At 66.0% G+C, this 17,453-nt stretch carries 14 protein-coding genes; all 14 read right to left on the bottom strand.

What is annotated here, in order from left to right:
* Positions 1-3 precede the first annotated feature (3 nt).
* The gene (gene miaA, locus ACW4QM_RS06660; RefSeq protein ID WP_455798304.1) at positions 4-954 is read right to left on the bottom strand and encodes a tRNA (adenosine(37)-N6)-dimethylallyltransferase MiaA; all 951 of its coding nucleotides are present in this window, start codon (positions 952-954) and stop codon (positions 4-6) included.
* A complete protein-coding gene (gene miaB / locus ACW4QM_RS06655) occupies positions 947-2,305 on the bottom strand; it encodes a tRNA (N6-isopentenyl adenosine(37)-C2)-methylthiotransferase MiaB (RefSeq protein ID WP_455798303.1) in 1,359 nt (452 codons plus the stop codon). Before miaB ends, miaA begins: the two co-directional genes overlap by 8 nt.
* 11 nt (positions 2,306-2,316) lie before the next feature.
* Complete coding sequence (locus ACW4QM_RS06650) at positions 2,317-2,649, bottom strand: stage V sporulation protein S (protein ID WP_022739915.1); 333 nt, start codon at positions 2,647-2,649, stop codon at positions 2,317-2,319.
* A gap of 125 nt (positions 2,650-2,774) precedes the next feature.
* Entirely contained in the window at positions 2,775-3,860 is a 1,086-nt protein-coding gene (locus ACW4QM_RS06645; RefSeq protein WP_114548347.1) for an ATP-binding protein, read from the bottom strand.
* A 3-nt stretch (positions 3,861-3,863) separates the two neighbouring features.
* The gene (rny, locus tag ACW4QM_RS06640) at positions 3,864-5,435 is read right to left on the bottom strand and encodes a ribonuclease Y (protein ID WP_114539060.1); all 1,572 of its coding nucleotides are present in this window, start codon (positions 5,433-5,435) and stop codon (positions 3,864-3,866) included.
* A 205-nt stretch (positions 5,436-5,640) separates the two neighbouring features.
* Positions 5,641-6,348 carry a regulatory protein RecX gene (locus tag ACW4QM_RS06635; protein ID WP_237974247.1) on the bottom strand — a complete coding sequence of 236 codons (708 nt, stop codon included), beginning with the start codon at positions 6,346-6,348 and terminating at the stop codon, positions 5,641-5,643.
* Positions 6,349-6,354: 6 nt separating this feature from the next.
* The gene (gene recA, locus ACW4QM_RS06630) at positions 6,355-7,410 is read right to left on the bottom strand and encodes a recombinase RecA (protein ID WP_022739919.1); all 1,056 of its coding nucleotides are present in this window, start codon (positions 7,408-7,410) and stop codon (positions 6,355-6,357) included.
* Positions 7,411-7,650: 240 nt separating this feature from the next.
* Complete coding sequence (gene pgsA, locus ACW4QM_RS06625) at positions 7,651-8,829, bottom strand: CDP-diacylglycerol--glycerol-3-phosphate 3-phosphatidyltransferase (protein WP_161127239.1); 1,179 nt, start codon at positions 8,827-8,829, stop codon at positions 7,651-7,653.
* A 3-nt stretch (positions 8,830-8,832) separates the two neighbouring features.
* Complete coding sequence (rimO, locus tag ACW4QM_RS06620) at positions 8,833-10,143, bottom strand: 30S ribosomal protein S12 methylthiotransferase RimO (RefSeq protein ID WP_161127275.1); 1,311 nt, start codon at positions 10,141-10,143, stop codon at positions 8,833-8,835.
* 13 nt (positions 10,144-10,156) lie between these two features.
* Positions 10,157-10,654, bottom strand: a complete 498-nt coding sequence (locus ACW4QM_RS06615) for a YajQ family cyclic di-GMP-binding protein (RefSeq protein ID WP_114548343.1) — start codon at positions 10,652-10,654, stop codon at positions 10,157-10,159.
* A gap of 28 nt (positions 10,655-10,682) precedes the next feature.
* A complete protein-coding gene (locus ACW4QM_RS06610) occupies positions 10,683-11,846 on the bottom strand; it encodes a helix-turn-helix domain-containing protein (protein ID WP_161127240.1) in 1,164 nt (387 codons plus the stop codon).
* A 53-nt stretch (positions 11,847-11,899) separates the two neighbouring features.
* Positions 11,900-14,476 carry an FtsK/SpoIIIE family DNA translocase gene (locus tag ACW4QM_RS06605; RefSeq protein ID WP_161127241.1) on the bottom strand — a complete coding sequence of 859 codons (2,577 nt, stop codon included), beginning with the start codon at positions 14,474-14,476 and terminating at the stop codon, positions 11,900-11,902.
* 7 nt (positions 14,477-14,483) lie between these two features.
* The gene (locus ACW4QM_RS06600; RefSeq protein WP_161127242.1) at positions 14,484-16,361 is read right to left on the bottom strand and encodes a ribonuclease J; all 1,878 of its coding nucleotides are present in this window, start codon (positions 16,359-16,361) and stop codon (positions 14,484-14,486) included.
* Between the two features lie 87 nt (positions 16,362-16,448).
* Entirely contained in the window at positions 16,449-17,351 is a 903-nt protein-coding gene (gene dapA / locus ACW4QM_RS06595; RefSeq protein ID WP_022739926.1) for a 4-hydroxy-tetrahydrodipicolinate synthase, read from the bottom strand.
* Between the last annotated feature and the right edge of the window lie 102 nt (positions 17,352-17,453).

Raw genomic sequence — 17,453 nt, 5'->3', positions numbered from 1 at the left:
GCTTCAACCATGGTAGGCGTCCAATGTTTCCAACTGGGAAAGAATCTCGGCAGCCACGGCTTCGGCATCGCCGACATCGGCGTTCACCCAGCGGATGCGCTTATCGCGGCGGAACCACGTACGTTGGCGCTTGCCGTAGCGGCGCGTGGCCGTCTTGATGGCCTGCACGGCCTCCTCTAGCGTGATGTTCCCATCCAGCGCCTCGACGATCTCCTTGTATCCGATGGCCTGGGGCGCCGTGACGCCGTCGCGGAATCCGGCGGCCAGCAGGCCCCGCACCTCGTCGACGAGCCCTGCGGCCACCATGGCATCGACCCGGGCGTCGATGCGCTCGTTCAGGATAGCCGGCTCCACGGCCAGCCCGAATTGCACGGCTGGAACGAAGGGCGCCACGGTGGCGAGCCGCTGTTTCTGCTCGGCGTAGCTGGCACCCTCCTCCAAAAGCTCGAAGGCACGCACGACGCGCCGCACGTTGTTGGGGTGGATGACGGCGGCGCTTGCGGGATCGCGCGCCTCCAGCGCCTCCCACAGGGCCTGGTTGCCGTGTTCCTCCGCATAGGCGGTCCAGCGTTCGCGGACGGGGTTTTCCACCTGGTCGCCCTTGGGGAAGGCGAAGTCGTCGATGGCCGCCTGCACGTACTGGCCGGTGCCGCCGCAGAGCACCGCTCTCTTGCCGCGGGCGTCAATATCGCGAATGCAGTGCCGGGCGAACGCCTGGAACAGGGCCGCCGAGTAGGGCTCGCCGGGATCAACGAGATCGAAGCCGTGATGGGGCACGCGGCGCTCAGATGCAGGAAGCTTGCCCGTGCCGACGTCCATGCCCCGGTAGATCTGCATGGAATCGGCGCTCACCACTTCCCCGCCGAGGCGCTCGGCGACGATCTGGGCCGCGTCGGTCTTGCCCGAGGCCGTGGGCCCCACGATGGCGATGACGGGTGCGGAAAGCTCAAGCATGGGCGATCGCGCCCGAGAGATACCAGGTGCGGGCTTCCTCGATGGTCACGGGCACGATGCGCCCCACCAAAGACGCCGCCTCCGTGCCGGAAGGCACCGGAGCGTGAACGGTCTGGTTCTTCGGGCTCTTGCCGGCCAGGATGGAATCGTCGCGCTTGGACGTGCCCTCGACCAGCACGGGCACCGTGGCGCCGAGCTCCGCCTGGTTCGCCTCGAAGGCCTTGCGCTGGACGAGATCCACGAGCCGGTCGAAGCGCTCCTGGATGACCTCGCGGGGCGTGTCGTCGTCCATCTCCGCAGCAGGCGTCCCCTCGCGCTTGGAGTAAATGAACGTGAACACCTGGCTGTAGCCGACTTCCTCCACGAGGCGATAGGTGTCCATGAAGTCCTCTTCGGTCTCGCCGGGGAATCCCACGATGATGTCCGTGGACAGGGCGATGTCGGGACGGGCGCGGCGAAGCTTCTCGATAAGGCCGAGGTAGTGTTCGCGGGTGTAGCGGCGGTTCATGGCCGAGAGGATGCGGTTCGAGCCCGACTGCACGGGAAGGTGCAGCGCCGGCATGAGCGAGGGCAGCGTGGCGAACAGCCCGATGACCTCGTCGGTGAGATCCTTCGGGTGACTCGTCGCGAAGCGGAGCCGCTCGATGCCCGCGGCGTCCACGGCCCGAAGGACATCCGCGAACCGCGGCTCGCCGTAGAGGTCGCGCCCGTACGAGTTCACGTTCTGCCCCAGCAGCGTGATCTCCTTGACGCCCGCTTCCACATAGGAGCGCGCCTCGGCGGCGATGTCGTCCAGGGGCCGCGACTTCTCGCGCCCGCGGACGTAGGGCACGATGCAGTAGGAGCAGAAATTGTTGCATCCCACGGTGATGGGCAGCCACGCCGCCCAGTCGTGCTCGCGCACCGTGGGCAGGGCGGAGGAGAACTCCGCTCCCCCCTCGATCACTTCGGCGGCGCGGCCGTGCTGTTCGATGGCGCGTCGGAGAAGCCCCGGCAAAGAGCCCAGATTGTGAGTGCCGAAAACCACATCGAGATGGGGAAGCGCCGCAAGCAGCTTGTCGCCGTCGCGCTGGCCGATGCAGCCGCCTACGGCGATGTAGCGCTTGTCAAGGGGCGTGCCGTCGCGCAAGGGGATGTTCTTCATGGAGGCGACCTGCCCGTAGAGCCTCGTGTCGGCAGCCTCGCGGACGCAGCACGTCATGAACACGACGATGTCCGCCTCCTCGATGGTTTCGACGGGCAGCGAGCCCAGGCCCTCCAGCATGCCGGCGACCCGCTCGGAATCGTGCTTGTTCATCTGGCAGCCGAAGGTGTGGATGCAGAAACGAGTTCCCTCGAAGACGTTGCTCATAGCAAAACCCTCTAATGGACCGCGGCCGCATCGACGATGGGGGCGATCGCGGCGGCGCCCCGCGGCTCGACGGCGAAGCGGATGGCCGTGCGGTACTCGCCGTCGATGACGATGTCCGCGAAGGAGGGGATGCAGCAGATCTCGATGCCCACCGGCGAGAGGAACCCGCGGGAGATGGCCACGGCTTTCACAGCCTGGTTCACCGCACCGGCCCCCACGGCTTGAATCTCCACCGACGCCCCGTCTTTGATCATGCCGGCGATGGCGCCGGCAACGGAGGCGGGAGACGATTTGGAGGATACTTTGAGGCACCCGATGGAGGGCTTGGTTTCAGTGGTAGACACAGCTGGTCCTTGTCGTTTGTGGTGCGGTTCTTCTCTGGATGTGGTTCGTTTAGCGGGCGCCCGTGGCGCCTTCAGCCCGAATATTCTACCTGTTGCACCCGAGTGGCGCAACCGCGCGCGCTTCCTTAGAGCGACGTGCGGATGGGAACGGTGATGCGGATGGCTTCCTGGCCCACGATGACCTCCGCCTCGCCCACCGCTTCCAGATAATACGTTTCCGCCACGGGCTCCATGAGCCGGCCGATGCCGCGCTTCAGCGTATCGATGTCCTCGGGAGCCAGACGCAGGGAGCGGGCGTTCTTAGAATTTCGCCGGCGCTCGGATGGGCGATGGGCCTGCCGCGGGAACGATTCGGCGGCCAAACGCTCGGTTAAGGGGTCGAGCGCAACGATGGCCCCGTCGAGAATGCGTCGGGCCGAGCGCTCGGAGAGCGGCAGCCCCAGGGCCTCGCAGCGGTCCGCGAGGTCATCGGGGCCGGCGGCCAGGGCGAGGCGCTTGACGAGGGGGATTCCCGTGCCGTCGCCCCCGAAGGCGCGCACGGCCGGGGAGAGCGAGGCGAGACCCAGTTGGTACAGCGTCGCTGCCACCTCCACCGGGGTGCCGAGGTACACGGAGAGGTCGCCGCGGTGCTCCAAGGCGAATTCCGCGGCCGTGCGCACGATGTTCTTGGGGCCGCGCATCGCCCACGAACCGGAAGGCTCCTGCTCGAAACGGGGAAACGTCGACTGATCCGCCTTCTCGGCGAGGCTTTCGGTGTCGGTGGCGACCGTGAGGCTGGTGCCGAGTCCCGGCTCCGATTGCAGCACCCGGGCCTCTTCGGCGTTCACGGAGATAGAGTAAAGGGCCATGCCGCGCCCGTGCATGCCCCACTTGTCCATATGCGCGCTATCGAGCTTCGAAGTGACGCGCGGTTCGAAGATGCGCTCGTGCTGGGCAGCGGGAATGCCCTGTCCGTCGTCGAGGACGGTGAGCAGACGTTCGTTGCCGGTCTTCTGAGTGGCGAGGAAGATGCGGCTGGCGCCGGCATCGCGGGCGTTGCGCAGAAGCTCGATGACCACGTCCTCGCTCGAGCGGATGTCCTGGGCGGCCTGGCGTCGTTCGGCCTCGGAGGACCGGAGGCGGACGAAGCCGTCTCCGAGGTCATCCTCGACCCGTAGACGGCTCTCGCCGCACACATCGTCTATGAAATCGCTGAGGGTATCGCCTTCCATGGCCTACTTGGCGTAGTCGACCGCACGGCTCTCGCGGATGACGACGACTTTCACCTGGCCCGGATACTGCATCTCGTTCTCGATCTGCTGGGCGATGTCGTGGGCCAAAACGACGGATTCGGCCTCGTCCACCACTTCCGGCTCTACCATGACGCGAACCTCGCGGCCTGCCTGGATGGCGTAGGTGCGCTCGACGCCCTTGTGGGAGTTCGCGATCTCCTCCAGCTTCTCGAGGCGCTTCACGTAGGCGTCCAGCGTCTCCTTGCGGGCGCCGGGGCGGGCGGCGGAGACGGCGTCGGCGGCCTGGATGAGCACGTCGACGACGGAGTTGGCCTCCACATCGTTGTGATGGGCCTCGATGGCGTGGACGATCTCGGGGCGCTCGCCGAAGCGACGGGCCAGATCGGCGCCGATGACGGCGTGGCTGCCCTCGACCTCGTGATCGACGGCCTTGCCGAGGTCGTGTAAAAGGCCGGCCCGCTTGACGGGGATGGGGTCGAGCCCGAGCTCGGAGGCCATGACCGAGGCCAGATAGGCCACTTCGAGCGAATGGTTCAGCACGTTCTGACCGAACGAGGTGCGATAGCGCAAACGTCCCAGGGTGTTGACGAGCTCCGGGTGGAGATCGTGGATGCCCGCATCGAACGTGGCCTGCTCGCCGGCCTCGTGCACCCGCTGGTTCACCAGCTTGACGGCCTTGTCGTACATCTCCTCGATGCGCGCGGGATGGATGCGCCCGTCGGCGATGAGGTTCTCCATGGTGACGCGGCCGATCTCGCGGCGCACCGGGTCGAAGCAGGAGATGGTGACGCACTCCGGCGTGTCGTCGATGATGAGGTTCGTGCCGGTCAGCTGCTCGAAAGAGCGGATGTTGCGGCCCTCGCGGCCGATGATGCGGCCCTTCAGATCGTCGGAGGGGATATGGATGGTGGACACCGTGCTCTCGGCGGAGTGGTCGGCGGCCACGCGCTGGATGGCGAGGCTCAAGATCTCGCGGGCCTTCTTGTCCGCCTCGGCCTTGGTACGCGTCTCGGCATCGCGAATGATGACGGCCGATTCGCGAGTGACCTCGTCGTGGATAGTCTCCAGCAGCTCCTCTTTGGCCTCCTGGGGGCTCATGCCCGCAGCGCGCTCGAGGGCCTGGTTGATCTCGATCTGGGCCTCCTCGCGATGGCGCTCGATGGCATTCTCGGCCTCTTCGACATCGCGCTCGCGGCGCTCGACCTGTCCCTGCAAAGACGAGAGCTGGTGCTCGCGGGCATCCAGCGACTCGACGCGGCGATCGAGGGATTCCTCGCGCTGGGCGATGCGGTTCTCGGCGGAGCGCACCTCGCGCATGCGCTCCTTGTTCTCCTTCTCCATCTCCTGCTTGTAGCGAAGGGCCTCGTCCTTGGCTTCCACGGCGGCTTCACGTCGGAGCGTCTCGGCTTGCTTCTTGGCATCCTCGACCAGGCTTGCGGCCTCGCGGGCAGCGTTCTTGGATGAGGAGCTGGCAATGAGTCGGTTGACGATGAAACCGAGGACCAAGCCGATGACGATAGCGACGATCAAAAGCACGATCGTGATGGGATCCATGGCTGTTTCCTCCTTTCATCTGGGCTTTCATACCCATTTCATGTCATAAAAAATGCCCGTGGCCGGGCATGAGCATAACTGCGCGAAGATACGAGGAATATGAAATTCTCTATCTTGAATGCCCGGGAGGGCACGTATGCTCTAAAGCCACGGCTCACAGTATAGCGTAAGGCCGCGGCTTTAGACAGACTCTCGTGGGTTTGTGTCATGAATGGCCCATCGAACCGCACATCAGGCCGCGTTCCCGCTCCTCGAACCACGTGCGAGAGGCGGTAGCGGCGACGTCGGTGGAAAATCCTTGGGATACGAGGCGGCGGAAGGCGGCCTCTCGGGCGCGCTTGGCTTTAGGCGGCCGACGCCGCAGGGCGGCCAGGGCGCGGCCCACTTCGAAGTCCCTCCCCTTCCGCTCGTGCTCGACCCAGGAATCGAGGGTGGCTGGGTCGATGCCGAGCTCCTCGATCTCCCGTTCGGCATCGCGAAGCCCCCGGTCGGCCGCAAGCTTCATGCGGACGAGGGCGTCGGCGTAGCGTCGATCGTCCACCGCCCGTACGCGCACGGCGCGCTGAAGGGCCTCCTCCACCACTGCCGCAGGAAAGTCGTCCTTCAGCAGGCGCTCGCGCAGGTAGGCCGTGGAGCGCTCGCGAACCGCGGCCCATCGGAGGATCTTCTGGTACGCGTCTCGGGCCGTCTTCCCCTCCTCGCCGCTCAGAGCGCTCTCCCGCTCCTCTCCACGAGAGGAGCGGGAGAGATCCTGCGCGCAAGACGCCCCTGTATCCCTGCCGCAAACGGCGTCGTCCTCGGCAGGGTGCGGCCAAGCGGCGATTTGCGCGCACGGTTCCTCTGAGGGAGGGGCGGCTTCCAGGGCGGCGATATCCGCCCTGAGCGCTGCGAGTATGTCGGCCTTGGACGCCACGATGCGTTACTTCTTCTTGCCGCTCTTGGGCGCCGGCGTGAACGACTCGTTTTCGGCCGGACGCTCGATGACGGGGATCTCGTAGGCCTCGCGGACCTTGTTCTCGAGCTCCTCACGCAGGTCGGGGTTCTCCTTGAGCGTCTGCTTGGCCGCCTCGCGGCCCTGGCCCAGGCGCTCCTCGCCGTAGGTGTACCAGGCGCCGGACTTCTTGGCCACGCCGCATTCCACGGCCATATCGACGATGCAGCCTTCCCGAGAGATGCCCTCGCCGTACATGAGATCGAACTCCGCTTGGCGGAAAGGAGGAGCCACCTTGTTCTTGACCACCTTCGCCCTCACGCGATTGCCGACCACATCGCCGTTCTGCTTGATAGAGTCGATGCGGCGAATGTCGATGCGAACCGAGGAGAAAAACTTCAGGGCGCGTCCGCCGGTGGTCGTCTCCGGGTTGCCGAACATGACGCCGATCTTCTCGCGCAGCTGGTTGATGAAGATGCAGGTGGTGTTCGATTTCGACAGCGACCCGGCCAGCTTGCGCAGGGCCTGGGACATGAGCCGAGCCTGAAGGCCCACGGTGGTATCCCCCATCTCGCCCTCGATTTCGGCACGGGGAACGAGCGCCGCCACAGAGTCGACGATGACGCAGTCGATAGCGCCCGAGCGCACGAGCATATCGCAGATTTCCAGCGCCTGCTCGCCGGTGTCGGGCTGGGAGATGAGCACCTCGTCGATATCGACCCCGATGCGCGCGGCGTAAACGGGATCGAGGGCGTGCTCGGCATCGATGAAGGCAACGATACCGCCCAGCGCCTGAGCCTCCGCGAGAATCTGCAAGGCGAGCGTTGTCTTGCCGCTTGACTCGGGACCGTAGATTTCGATGATGCGGCCGCGGGGCACGCCTCCGATGCCGAGCGCGGCATCGAGCGGCAAGGCGCCCGTGGGGATGACCCCGATGTTGAGATCGGCGCCTCCCTCGCCGAGGGTCATGATAGAGCCCTTGCCGAATTTGGACTCGATTTGATCGGTGGTGAGTTTGAGCATCTTTTCTTTATCTTCGTTCATGACCTCTCCTTGTCTGGGCCAGGCGAACAAATGGCCTGTTTTCATCATTATACGAACAAACGTATGCACGTCAAGAGGTGATTCTCAAAAACCAGTTCCCTCTGTGCGCGAAAACAGCATAACGGTACGCGACCGCAGCAATGACGCGGGAATGTCTCATTTGAGTCCTCGCGCCGACCGTACCGCTGTCGCACTCTCGTCGCAGAGCGCCCGTGCGCTCTCGCCAAAACCGCGGCGCTGTCAGAAGCTCGCGAGCGCCTCTTCCATCGTGCGCAGGGCGATCAGCACCGTCTGCAGGCGCACGGCCTCGCGGCCGCCTTCGAAATGATGGCATGCTGCATGGGTCTTTTTGGCCGTGGCGCAGCCGATCCACACCGTGCCCACCGGCTTGCCGGGCTCGGCGCCCGTCGGTCCGGCGATGCCCGTGACCGCCACCGAGACATCGCTGCCCAGCTCGCGCAGGGCGCCACGGGCCATCTGCAGGGCCACCAACTCGTCGACGGCCCCCTGTCGCGCGAGCACGTCCTCGGAAACGCCGAGAAGTTCGGCCTTCACCTCGTTCACGTAGCTCACGATGCCGCCGCGCACCGAGGCCGACGACCCGGGCACGGAAGTGAGCATGGCCGCGATGAGGCCGCCGGTGAGGCTCTCGGCTGTGGCCACCGTGGCCCCTGCGGCCGTCGCCTTCTCGACGATGATGCGCGCCTGCTCGTCGATGGCCTTCTGCAGCGCCGCGATCTCGGTGGGTGCCGCAGAAGGGGCGGCCGCCTTTGCGGTTTTGCCCCCCGCGCTCCCCTTCAACAGATGGCGCGCCTTTACGAGATAGTCGAGCATGGACATGACCGTCAGGATGAGCGCGATGACCATGACGGTCCAGGACAGCACGAACATGGGGTTGGTGAAGGCGCCGGCCGCCGTGGTGAACGTGAGCGAGTCCTTGAGAAGGAACAGCACGATGGCGATGATCTGGAACACCGTCTTGGCCTTGCCGTACCAGCTGGCGGCGATGACCGTGCCCTTGCTGGCCGCCACCATGCGGATGCCCGAGACGATGAACTCGCGGGCAAGGATGATGAGCACGGGCCAGCCGGGCAGCACGGCCAGCTCCACCAGGGCGATGAGCGCCGCCGTGACGAGGATCTTATCGGCCAGGGGATCCATGAACTTCCCGAAGTCGGTCACTTCCCCGCGGCTGCGGGCGAGATATCCGTCGATCCAATCGGTGCAGGAGATGAGAATGAAGATGCCGGCGGCGATGACGCACTTCGCCTCCATGGTGATGCCCGGCAGGCCCACCCATTCGGGCCAGGGGCTCAGGATCGCCAGCACGAAGACCGGCACCAGGCAGATGCGGATGAGCGTGACGATGTTCGCCGGCGTCCAGAGCTTGTCCGGAGCCGTGGGCTGGATGGTGGTCATGGCCTACTCGCCTTCCATTTCGTAAAGCAGGGTATCCGCAATGGTGCAGGGAACGAACGCGCCGATCTCGCCGCGGGACACGTAGGTGACGCCGTCCACTTCGGGCGCCTGGCATTGGGCGCGACCGAAGCGCTGGCCGTCCTCCTCGGTTCCCTCGACGAGCACGATCGCCCCCTTCCCGATGCGCTCGGCGATGCGGGGCCCGCAGGCGGCATCGGCGGCGTCGCGCAGCACCTGGGCCCGCTCGGCCTTCTCGTCCTCGTCGATCTGGTTCGGCAGGTCGAAGGCGGTGGTGCCCTCCTCGCGGGAATAGGGAAAGACGCCGACGTAATGGAACAGCCCCTCGGAGACGAAATCGAGGAGCTCCTCGAACTGCTCGTCGGTTTCGCCGGGAAATCCCGCGATGAGCGTTGTGCGCAAGGTGATGTCGGGCACCGCGGCCTCGATGCGCTCGATGAGGGCGCGAAACGCTGCGGCATCCCCTCGGCGGTTCATGGCCCGAAGGATCGGTTTGCTCACGTGCTGCAGGGGAATGTCCAGATAAGAGCAAACGTTCTCGCGGGCCGCCATGACGGAGAGCAGCTCGTCGGTTGCGCCCTCGGGCTGCAGGTACATGATGCGGAACCACGTGTCGGGGTGCGCCTCGGCCAGCGTGTCGACGAGCCACGCGAGGTCGCGGCCGTCGGGAAGGTCGGCGCCCCAGCGTCCGGTGTCCTGGGCGATGAGCACGATCTCCCGGGCGCCGGAGGCGATCTCGCGCTCGACGTCCTCGGCGATCTGCTCGTACGGGAAGCTGTGGTAGCGCCCGCGAATGTAGGGGATGGTGCAATAGGAGCAGAAGCGGTCGCAGCCGTCGGATATCTTCACGTAGGCGAACGTCCGGCCCTCCCCTTCCGCCGGCTCGCCCCCAACGGCCGCTACGGGAAGGGAGATCCTCAAAGCGCGCGCCACCACTTCCGCGATATCGTCCTCGCGACTGCAGGGCACAAACGCCGACGCCTCCGTCAGCTCCGCGGCCAGGTCGTCCCCGTAACGGGCCGGCATGCAGCCGGCGACGATGAGAACGGCGCTGCCCTCATCCACTTTGGGCAGGGAAGCGGCCTCGAAGATGGCATCGATGCTCTCCTCGGTGGCCGCCTGGATGAACGAGCAGGTGTTCACGATGATGGCGTCGGCGCTGGACGCCTCTTCGGTCACGGAGAAGCCGGCTTCGCGCAAGCGCCGCGCCATGGCGGCCGAGTCCACCTCGTTCTTCGCGCACCCCATCGTGATGAGGCAGACGGAGGGCACCGCGCTGTCGCGCGTCGTATCGATCACGTCTGTAGCCCTAGCGATAGTTAACGTACTGCAGCGGCTGCCCGTAGTCCTGGCCGCGCAAGAAGGCGATGACCTCCTGCAACGTGTCGCGAGAGGGAGAGCTCACCCGCAGCTTGTCGCCCTCGATGGTCACCTTGCACTTGAGCTTCTGGGCCTTGATGTCCTTGTTGATCTTGCCCGCGGTCTCCTTGTCGATGCCGTTGACCACCGTGGCGCACCGGCGCACCCCGCCGCCGGAGGAAGGCGTGGAATCCCCCCACTTCACGGCGGTAAGATCGATGCCGCGCTTGATGAGCTTGCTGCCGATGACGTCGATGACCTGAGAGGCCACGAAATCGGCCGGCGCGGTCACCGTCAGGGTGCCGGCGCTTTTGTCCAGGGAGATCTCGGCGCCCGAGTCCTTCAGATCGTAGCGCTGGGCGAGCTCCTTTCGGGCCTGCTGGAAGGCGTTGTCCACCTCCTGCATATCCACCGTGGAGACGATGTCGAAGCTGGATTCTTTAGCCATGGGTTGATTGCCTTTCTCGATGGGCCCGCTAGGCCGCGCTGTCGGAGGAGTCCTCGCCGGAGTCGGACGAGTCGCCATTTCCGGAGGTGTCGGAGGAACGGTCGCTTGTGCTGGAGTCGTCGCTCGAGGAATCCGAGCTGGAGGAGGAGCCGGAATCCGAGTCGCCGGAGCTATCCGAGGAGGCGCCGGCCACGCCGTTGGCGCGCTTCCAATCGTTGAGCACGTCCTCGAAGTTGACGGTGTAGGTGTAGACGCCGCGGCCGTTCTGATCCTCGGCCTTCACCTCCTCGCCGTCGAGGGTGAGCTTGACGGCGGCGATGTCCTCGTCATCGCCGGAAAGCACGAACTTCAGCGTCCCGGTCACATCGAAATCGGCCGTCTTGGGCCCGGTGACATCGCCCGCCTCCACGGTCTTGCCGTCCTGGACGACCTCGATGTAGACGCTTGAGCCCTCGGGCACGTTGTAGCTGAACTTGGCGCTCGTCGGCGCCACGGGCTGCTGGGTGGGCGCCGTTGCGTCGCCTGCGCCCTCGTTTGCGGCACCGGTATCGGTGCCGGCGGGGTTCTGCATGCCGGAGATGGGCACCGTGGGCACATCGCTCTCCGGCGCCGCACGGTTTCCGAAGGCCAGGATGATCACGAGGACGAGCAGGCCCACGATGATGGCGCCCACGATGATGAGCGGCAAATACGAGCCGATGTTCGCCGCGATGCCCGGGGCCTGGCGCCCTTGGACGAGGTTGGTGTACTGGGGCTGCGGAGCCGCCCTGCCCGGGCGGGCCGAGGAACCGCCCAAGCCGGAACGGCCAGAGCGCGGGGAGCCCGCGTAATCGTCTCGGTAGGAGCCCCGAGAGGATCCCCGGTCGCGGCTGGAGGGCAGCGCGACCGTGCGTCCGGCATCGCGGGGGCGCTCGCGACGGTTGCTCGCCGGACGGCGGCCCGTCTCGAACTGGTAGACCTCTTCCCGGTAGGCGCGGGTGACCTCCGTGGGGTTCAGCCCCACCAGGCGCGCGTAGGCGCCCACCATGTTCGACGTGTAGCCGCGCGGGGGCATGCGGGCGAAATCGCCCTCCTCGATGGCGCGCAGGATATCCGGGCGGATGCGCAGCTTGCGGGCGGCCGTGGACAAATCGAGTCCTTTGCGCTCGCGGGCATGGGCAAGCGCCTCGCCGAATGATGTCTGTCTCGCCACGATGGTCTCCTCTGTGTTTTCCGTTGGCCGTTGCGGTGCGGTTCCGTTCCGGCCTATTCGTCAGCGGCCTCGAAGGCCTTCAGTGTTTCCAGTTCCATTTGGTCGACGAGCACCTCGCGCGGGCGGCTTCCGTTGGCCGGGCCCACGATGCCCTTTTCTTCCAACTGATCCATTATACGTCCAGCTCGCGCGTATCCGACCTTCAAGCGACGCTGAAGGTTGCTCGTGGAGCCCAAATCGCTTGAAACCACCACATCGGCGGCCTCCCACAGAAGCGGATCGTCGGCCTCGGAGCCCCCCTCCCCCGAAGGCGAGGAGTCGCCCAAGGTCACGACGTTGGTCTTCAGGATCTCGGAGTGGTACTCCGGCTCGCCCTGGCTCTTCAGGTGCGCCACCACGGCGGCGATCTCGTCGTCGGGGATGTAGGGGCCCTGGATGCGGATGGGCTTGGGGTACTCCGGCTTGGCCAAGAGCATGTCCCCCATGCCGATGAGGTTCTCGGCGCCCGTGGAGTCGAGGATGACGCGGGAGTCGATGCCCGAGGCCACGGTAAGCCCGATGCGGCAGGTGATGTTCGCCTTGATGAGGCCCGTGACCACGTTGGTGGAGGGGCGCTGGGTGGCGATGATGAGGTGGATGCCGGCCGCGCGGGCGAGCTGGGCGATGCGGCTGATGGAGAACTCGACCTCCTTGCCCACGTTCATCATGAGGTCGGCCAGCTCGTCGATAACGATGACGATGTAGGGAATGGGCTCGCCGTAGGGGTTCTCCGGCGGCTCCTCCCCCCTCTTCTCCGCGGCCTCGTCGGCGGCCTGGGCCGCCCGGGCCTTCTCGTTGAAGGTGATGATGTTGCGCACGCCGCACTTCGAGAACATCTTTAGGCGCCGCTCCATCTCGGCCACGGCCCAGGAAAGGGCGCTGGAGGCTTCGCGGCACTCGGTGACCACGGGGACGTACAAGTGCGGGATGCCCTCGTAGGGGGCGAACTCCACGCGCTTGGGGTCCACCATGATGAAGCGCACCTCGGCCGGGGTCGCGCGCATGAGGATGGACATGATCATGGAGTTCACCTCCACCGACTTGCCCGAGCCGGTGGTGCCGGCGATGAGCACGTGGGGCATCTTCGCCAGGTCGTGGACGATGGCGTGGCCCTCCACGTCCTCGCCGATGGCCACCTGCAAAGGCCCGGGGCCCGCAGCGGCGAGCACGTCGGGGAGATACACCATCTGGCGGTTGCGGTTGGGCACCTCGATGCCGACGTAGTTGGTGCCGGGGATGGGGGCGAAGATGCGCACGCCAGGAGCGGCGAGCGCCAGCGCGATGTCATCGGTGAGGTTGGTGACCTTGCTCACGCGCACGCCGGAGGGCAGGTCCACCTTGAACAGCGTCACCGTTGGGCCCTCCACCCAGCCGACCACGCTCGCCATGACGCCGAAGTCCTCCAGGGTCCCCTGCAGTTCGGCGGCTACGTCCCGCAGCTCCTCCTCGGTAGAGCCGCGACGGGCGCCGCCGGTGGCGAGGAGAGTCATGGGAGGCAGCTGGAAGCCGTCCTTGGAGATCGGTTGGGCGGGCGCCTCCTTCTTTTTCTTGGGGGCCGTCTTCTTGCTCACGGGCTTCGTCTTCGCGGCTTCGCGCTCGGCGACCTCGGCCTCCTGCCGGCGCCGCCCGAGCTTGCGGGTCATGGGAGCGGCTGGCTCCACGGCGGAGATGTCCTCCACCTCGGCCACCTCGCGCGGATCAGGGGCTTGGATGGGCACGAGGCCGTCCGTCTTCTGGGCGCCCAGCTGCCGCGTGACGGCCGCATCGGACACGGTGTCGGCTGCAGCCCCGCGGGAGCGCCGCCGCGGTTGCTCGTCCAAGGAGATGCGGGCGGTGGGCGCCCCATGGGCTGCCGGGGGCAGATCGGCGGACTCGGCCATGGTCGTCAGCGGCGGCTTGCCCCTCCCCCGCCTCATAGATCCGAAGGCATCGGGAATGAGGGAGGCGGCACCCTCGCCGTCCAAGTCGTAGCGGGCGCGCACCTTCTCCAGAAACGCGGAGATGGAGAATCCGATGACGATGACGCCGACGATGGCCACCCCGATGAGCAGGATGGCGGAGATGGCCGGCCCGAAGAGCGTGAGCCCCACCCAGGCGAGCGCCGCCCCCACATAGCCGCCATGGTTCACGAGCGCGATGCGGTCGAACAGGGCGGCAGGTCCTGTGCCGGTCGTCGGCGTGAACAGGGCGATGATGCCGAGCAGCGCCACGAGGATGAGCGAGAGGCCCAGCGTGACGCGCAGCGACATGCGCTCCGACTGCATGCGGTACAGAACGGCGCCGCCGATGGCGACGAGGAAGAAGGGCATGATGTAGCAGCCCACGCCGAAGACGACGTGGAGCGACTCCGAGAGGAAGTCGGTCACGATGGCCCCGGCCGGAGCCGCGGCCGCGATGAACAGCACAATGCCCAAAATGATGAAGCCGACGCCCACGATGTCGCGGCGCGTGCGGTCGTCCAAGATGCGGGGCTCGGCCTCCACGGCGCGGCTGCGGGCCGCGGCGGATTTGCGCGTGCCGCTCTTCGACAGGTTCCCCGAGGCCTTCTGGGCGCTCGTCTTCTCTTTGTTGGTGCTCGTATTGCGCGCCACGGTGCCTCTAGACCTCCAGCAGGTTCACGACGACCATGGGACGCTGCTTGGTGCGCTCCCAGAGAAGCGAGAGCAGCGCGTCGCGGGCGGCCTTGCGCAGTTCTTTCGCGCCTCCGTCCTTGGAAAGGCACTTGCGCAGAGCATTGGCCACGGTGTTCTCGGCCTCGTGGGCCAGATAGTAGTCGTCGCCGCCGGTAATGCCGTGCATGGACACCTGCACCTGGCCGACGAGCTTGCGATCCTTCATGTTCACGGCCGCGGCCACCGAGGCGAAGCCCTGGTTGCCGAGCGTGTTGCGCTCGTCCAGCACGTCCTGGGAGGTGTCGCCCACCGAAAGGCCGTCCACGTAGACGATGCCCGAGGGCACGCCCTCGCCGCGCTCGACGCCCCGGGCGGAAAGCTCCAGGGAGTCGCCGTTTTCAAGTACGTAGATGTTGTCCGGGTCGACGCCGGTGGCCTCGGCCAGCTTCGCGTGGGCCCGCAGGTGCGTGGCCTCGCCATGGACCGGCATGAAGTTCTTCGGCTTCACGATGGAGAGCATGATCTTCAGCTCCTCGGCCCCGGCATGACCCGACACGTGCACTCGCGCCCGGCTCTTGTCGTACACGTCGGCGCCGATCTTGGCCAGCTGGTTGATGACCCGGGTGACGGCCTTCTCGTTGCCGGGAACCGGCGTGGCCGAGATGATGACCGTATCGCCCTCCTCGATCTCGATGGTCTTGTGCTCGCCGTTGGCGATGCGGGCCAGAGCCGACAGCGGCTCGCCCTGGCTGCCGGTGCACATGATGACCACCTGCTCGGGCGGGATGCCCTTCAGGTCGTAGGCGTCGATGAGGTTGTCGTCAGAGATGTTCAGGTAGCCGAGCCGCCGCGCGATGTCGGTGTTCTGGATCATGGAGCGGCCCGTGACCACCACCTTGCGGCCGTTCTTCACCGCCGCATCGCAGATCTGCTGCATGCGGTGGATGTGGCTCGCGAAGCTGGCGATGATGACGCGCCCCTTGGCCTGAGAGATGATCTGCTCCAAGGTCTTCCCCACCTCGGCCTCGGACGGGGTGAAGTTCGGATTTGTGGCATTGGTGGAGTCGCTCATCATGAGATCGACCCCCGTCTCCGAGAAGCGGGCCAGGGCGCCGAAATCGGTGGTGATGCCGTCGATGGGGGTCTGGTCCAGCTTGAAGTCGCCGGTGTGCAAAACGTTGCCGGCCGGGCTCTGGATGAACAGGCCCACCGCGCCGGGGATGGAGTGGTTCACGGCGAAGAAGTCCACCGTGAAGCAGCCGAGCTTGACCTCGTCGCCGGGCTTGATCTCGATGAGCTTGGCGTTCTTCACGCGGTGCTCGGCGAACTTGCCCTCGATGAGGCCGAGCGTGAGCTTCGTGGCGTAGATGTTCACCGTGCGGTCGAGATCCTTCAGAAGGTAGGGCAGCGTGCCCGTGTGGTCCTCGTGGCCGTGGGTGATGACGATGCCGCGCAGCTTGTCGGCGTTCTCCAGCACATAGGTGTAGTCGGGCAGGATGAGGTCGATGCCCGGATGGTCGTCGTCGGGAAACATCAGGCCCGCGTCGTCCAAGATCATGTCGCCGTTGCACTCGAAGGCGGTCATGTTCTTGCCGATGGCGTCAAGACCGCCGAGCGGGATGATCTTGAGCTTCGCGTTCGGGTCCTTGCCCGCCTTCGAGCCGCGCCGCGGCTTTCGGCTGCCGGAGGGGACTTCCTTGGCCGCCGCTGTCTCGCCGCGCGAGAGCTGCGGGCGCTTGCGCTCCAGGTTCACACGCTTGAAGGAGGTGTTGTTCTTGCGGCGATCGTTGTTGCGCCGGTTGGCGTTCTTGCCGCTGCCGCCCTCCGTGCGGCCGTTCTGCTTCTCTTGGTTTTCTTTGGTCATTCAATGCCTCTTTCTAAAGGTAGTAACGCGCAAAAACGCCGACCCGAGGGCATCGGGCCGGCGTCGCATCTTCAATGGTGGACGATTCTAGTCAAGAACACCGACCTCGCGCATGATGGAGGCCAGGCGCGCCGACTGCTCCGGCGTGGCGTCCACGAGCGGCAGGCGCACGCCGCCGACGGGGAAGCCGACAAGGCTCAGGGCCTCTTTCACGAGGATGGGATTCGAGGTCTCGAACAGGCCCTTCATGAGCGGCATCAGGGCCTCGTTGGCCTCACGAGCCGCATCCCACTCGCCCTTGGCGGCCAGATCGACGATGGCCTTCATGCGATCGGGCGCGACGTTGCCGATGGTGGAGATGACGCCCACGCCGCCCAGCTCCATGATGTCGAGGGTGGACGAGTCGTCGCCGGAGTACACGTCGAAACCGGCCGGAGCGTTGTCGATGATGTACTTGATCTGCTCGAAGTTGCCCGAGGCCTCCTTGATGGCCACGACGTTGTCGCAGTTGTGGGCCAAGCGCAGGGTGGTGTCGCCCTCCATGTTGATAGAGCAGCGCCCGGGGATGTTGTACAGGATGATGGGCATGTCCGTAGAATCCGCGATGGTCTTGAAGTGGCGGTACAGGCCCTCCTGCGGAGGCTTATTGTAGTAGGGCACGACGCACATGAAGCCATCGACGCCCTGCTTGGCGGCATCTTGGGCGAAGTACACGGTGTCGGCCGTGCAGTTGTCGCCGACGTTCGCGATGACCGGGATGCGGCCGTTCACGGCGCGCACCACGGCGCGGAACAGCTCGAGCTTCTGGGGATAGAACACCGTGGGGCTCTCACCGGTGGTGCCGTTGACGATAAGGGCGTCGGCGCCGCCGCGCACGAGTCGGTCGGCCAGCTCCTGGGCCCGGTCGAGATCGAGTTCGAGGTCGGCGTTGAACGGGGTGACCATGGCCGGAATCATGCGGCCGAAGCGAGGATCGCGCTTGAACTCCATGGAAGTATCTCCTTAAACAAACTCGGGGGGCGTGGCTGCCCTAGCACAGCTCTATTATGCCATGGTTGGCTCGACGGAGAAACGCGAGCGCCCGTAAGTCCG

Source organism: Adlercreutzia sp. CNCM I-6207, assembly GCF_977072305.1.
This window is presented reverse-complemented; position numbering and strand designations above follow the sequence as displayed.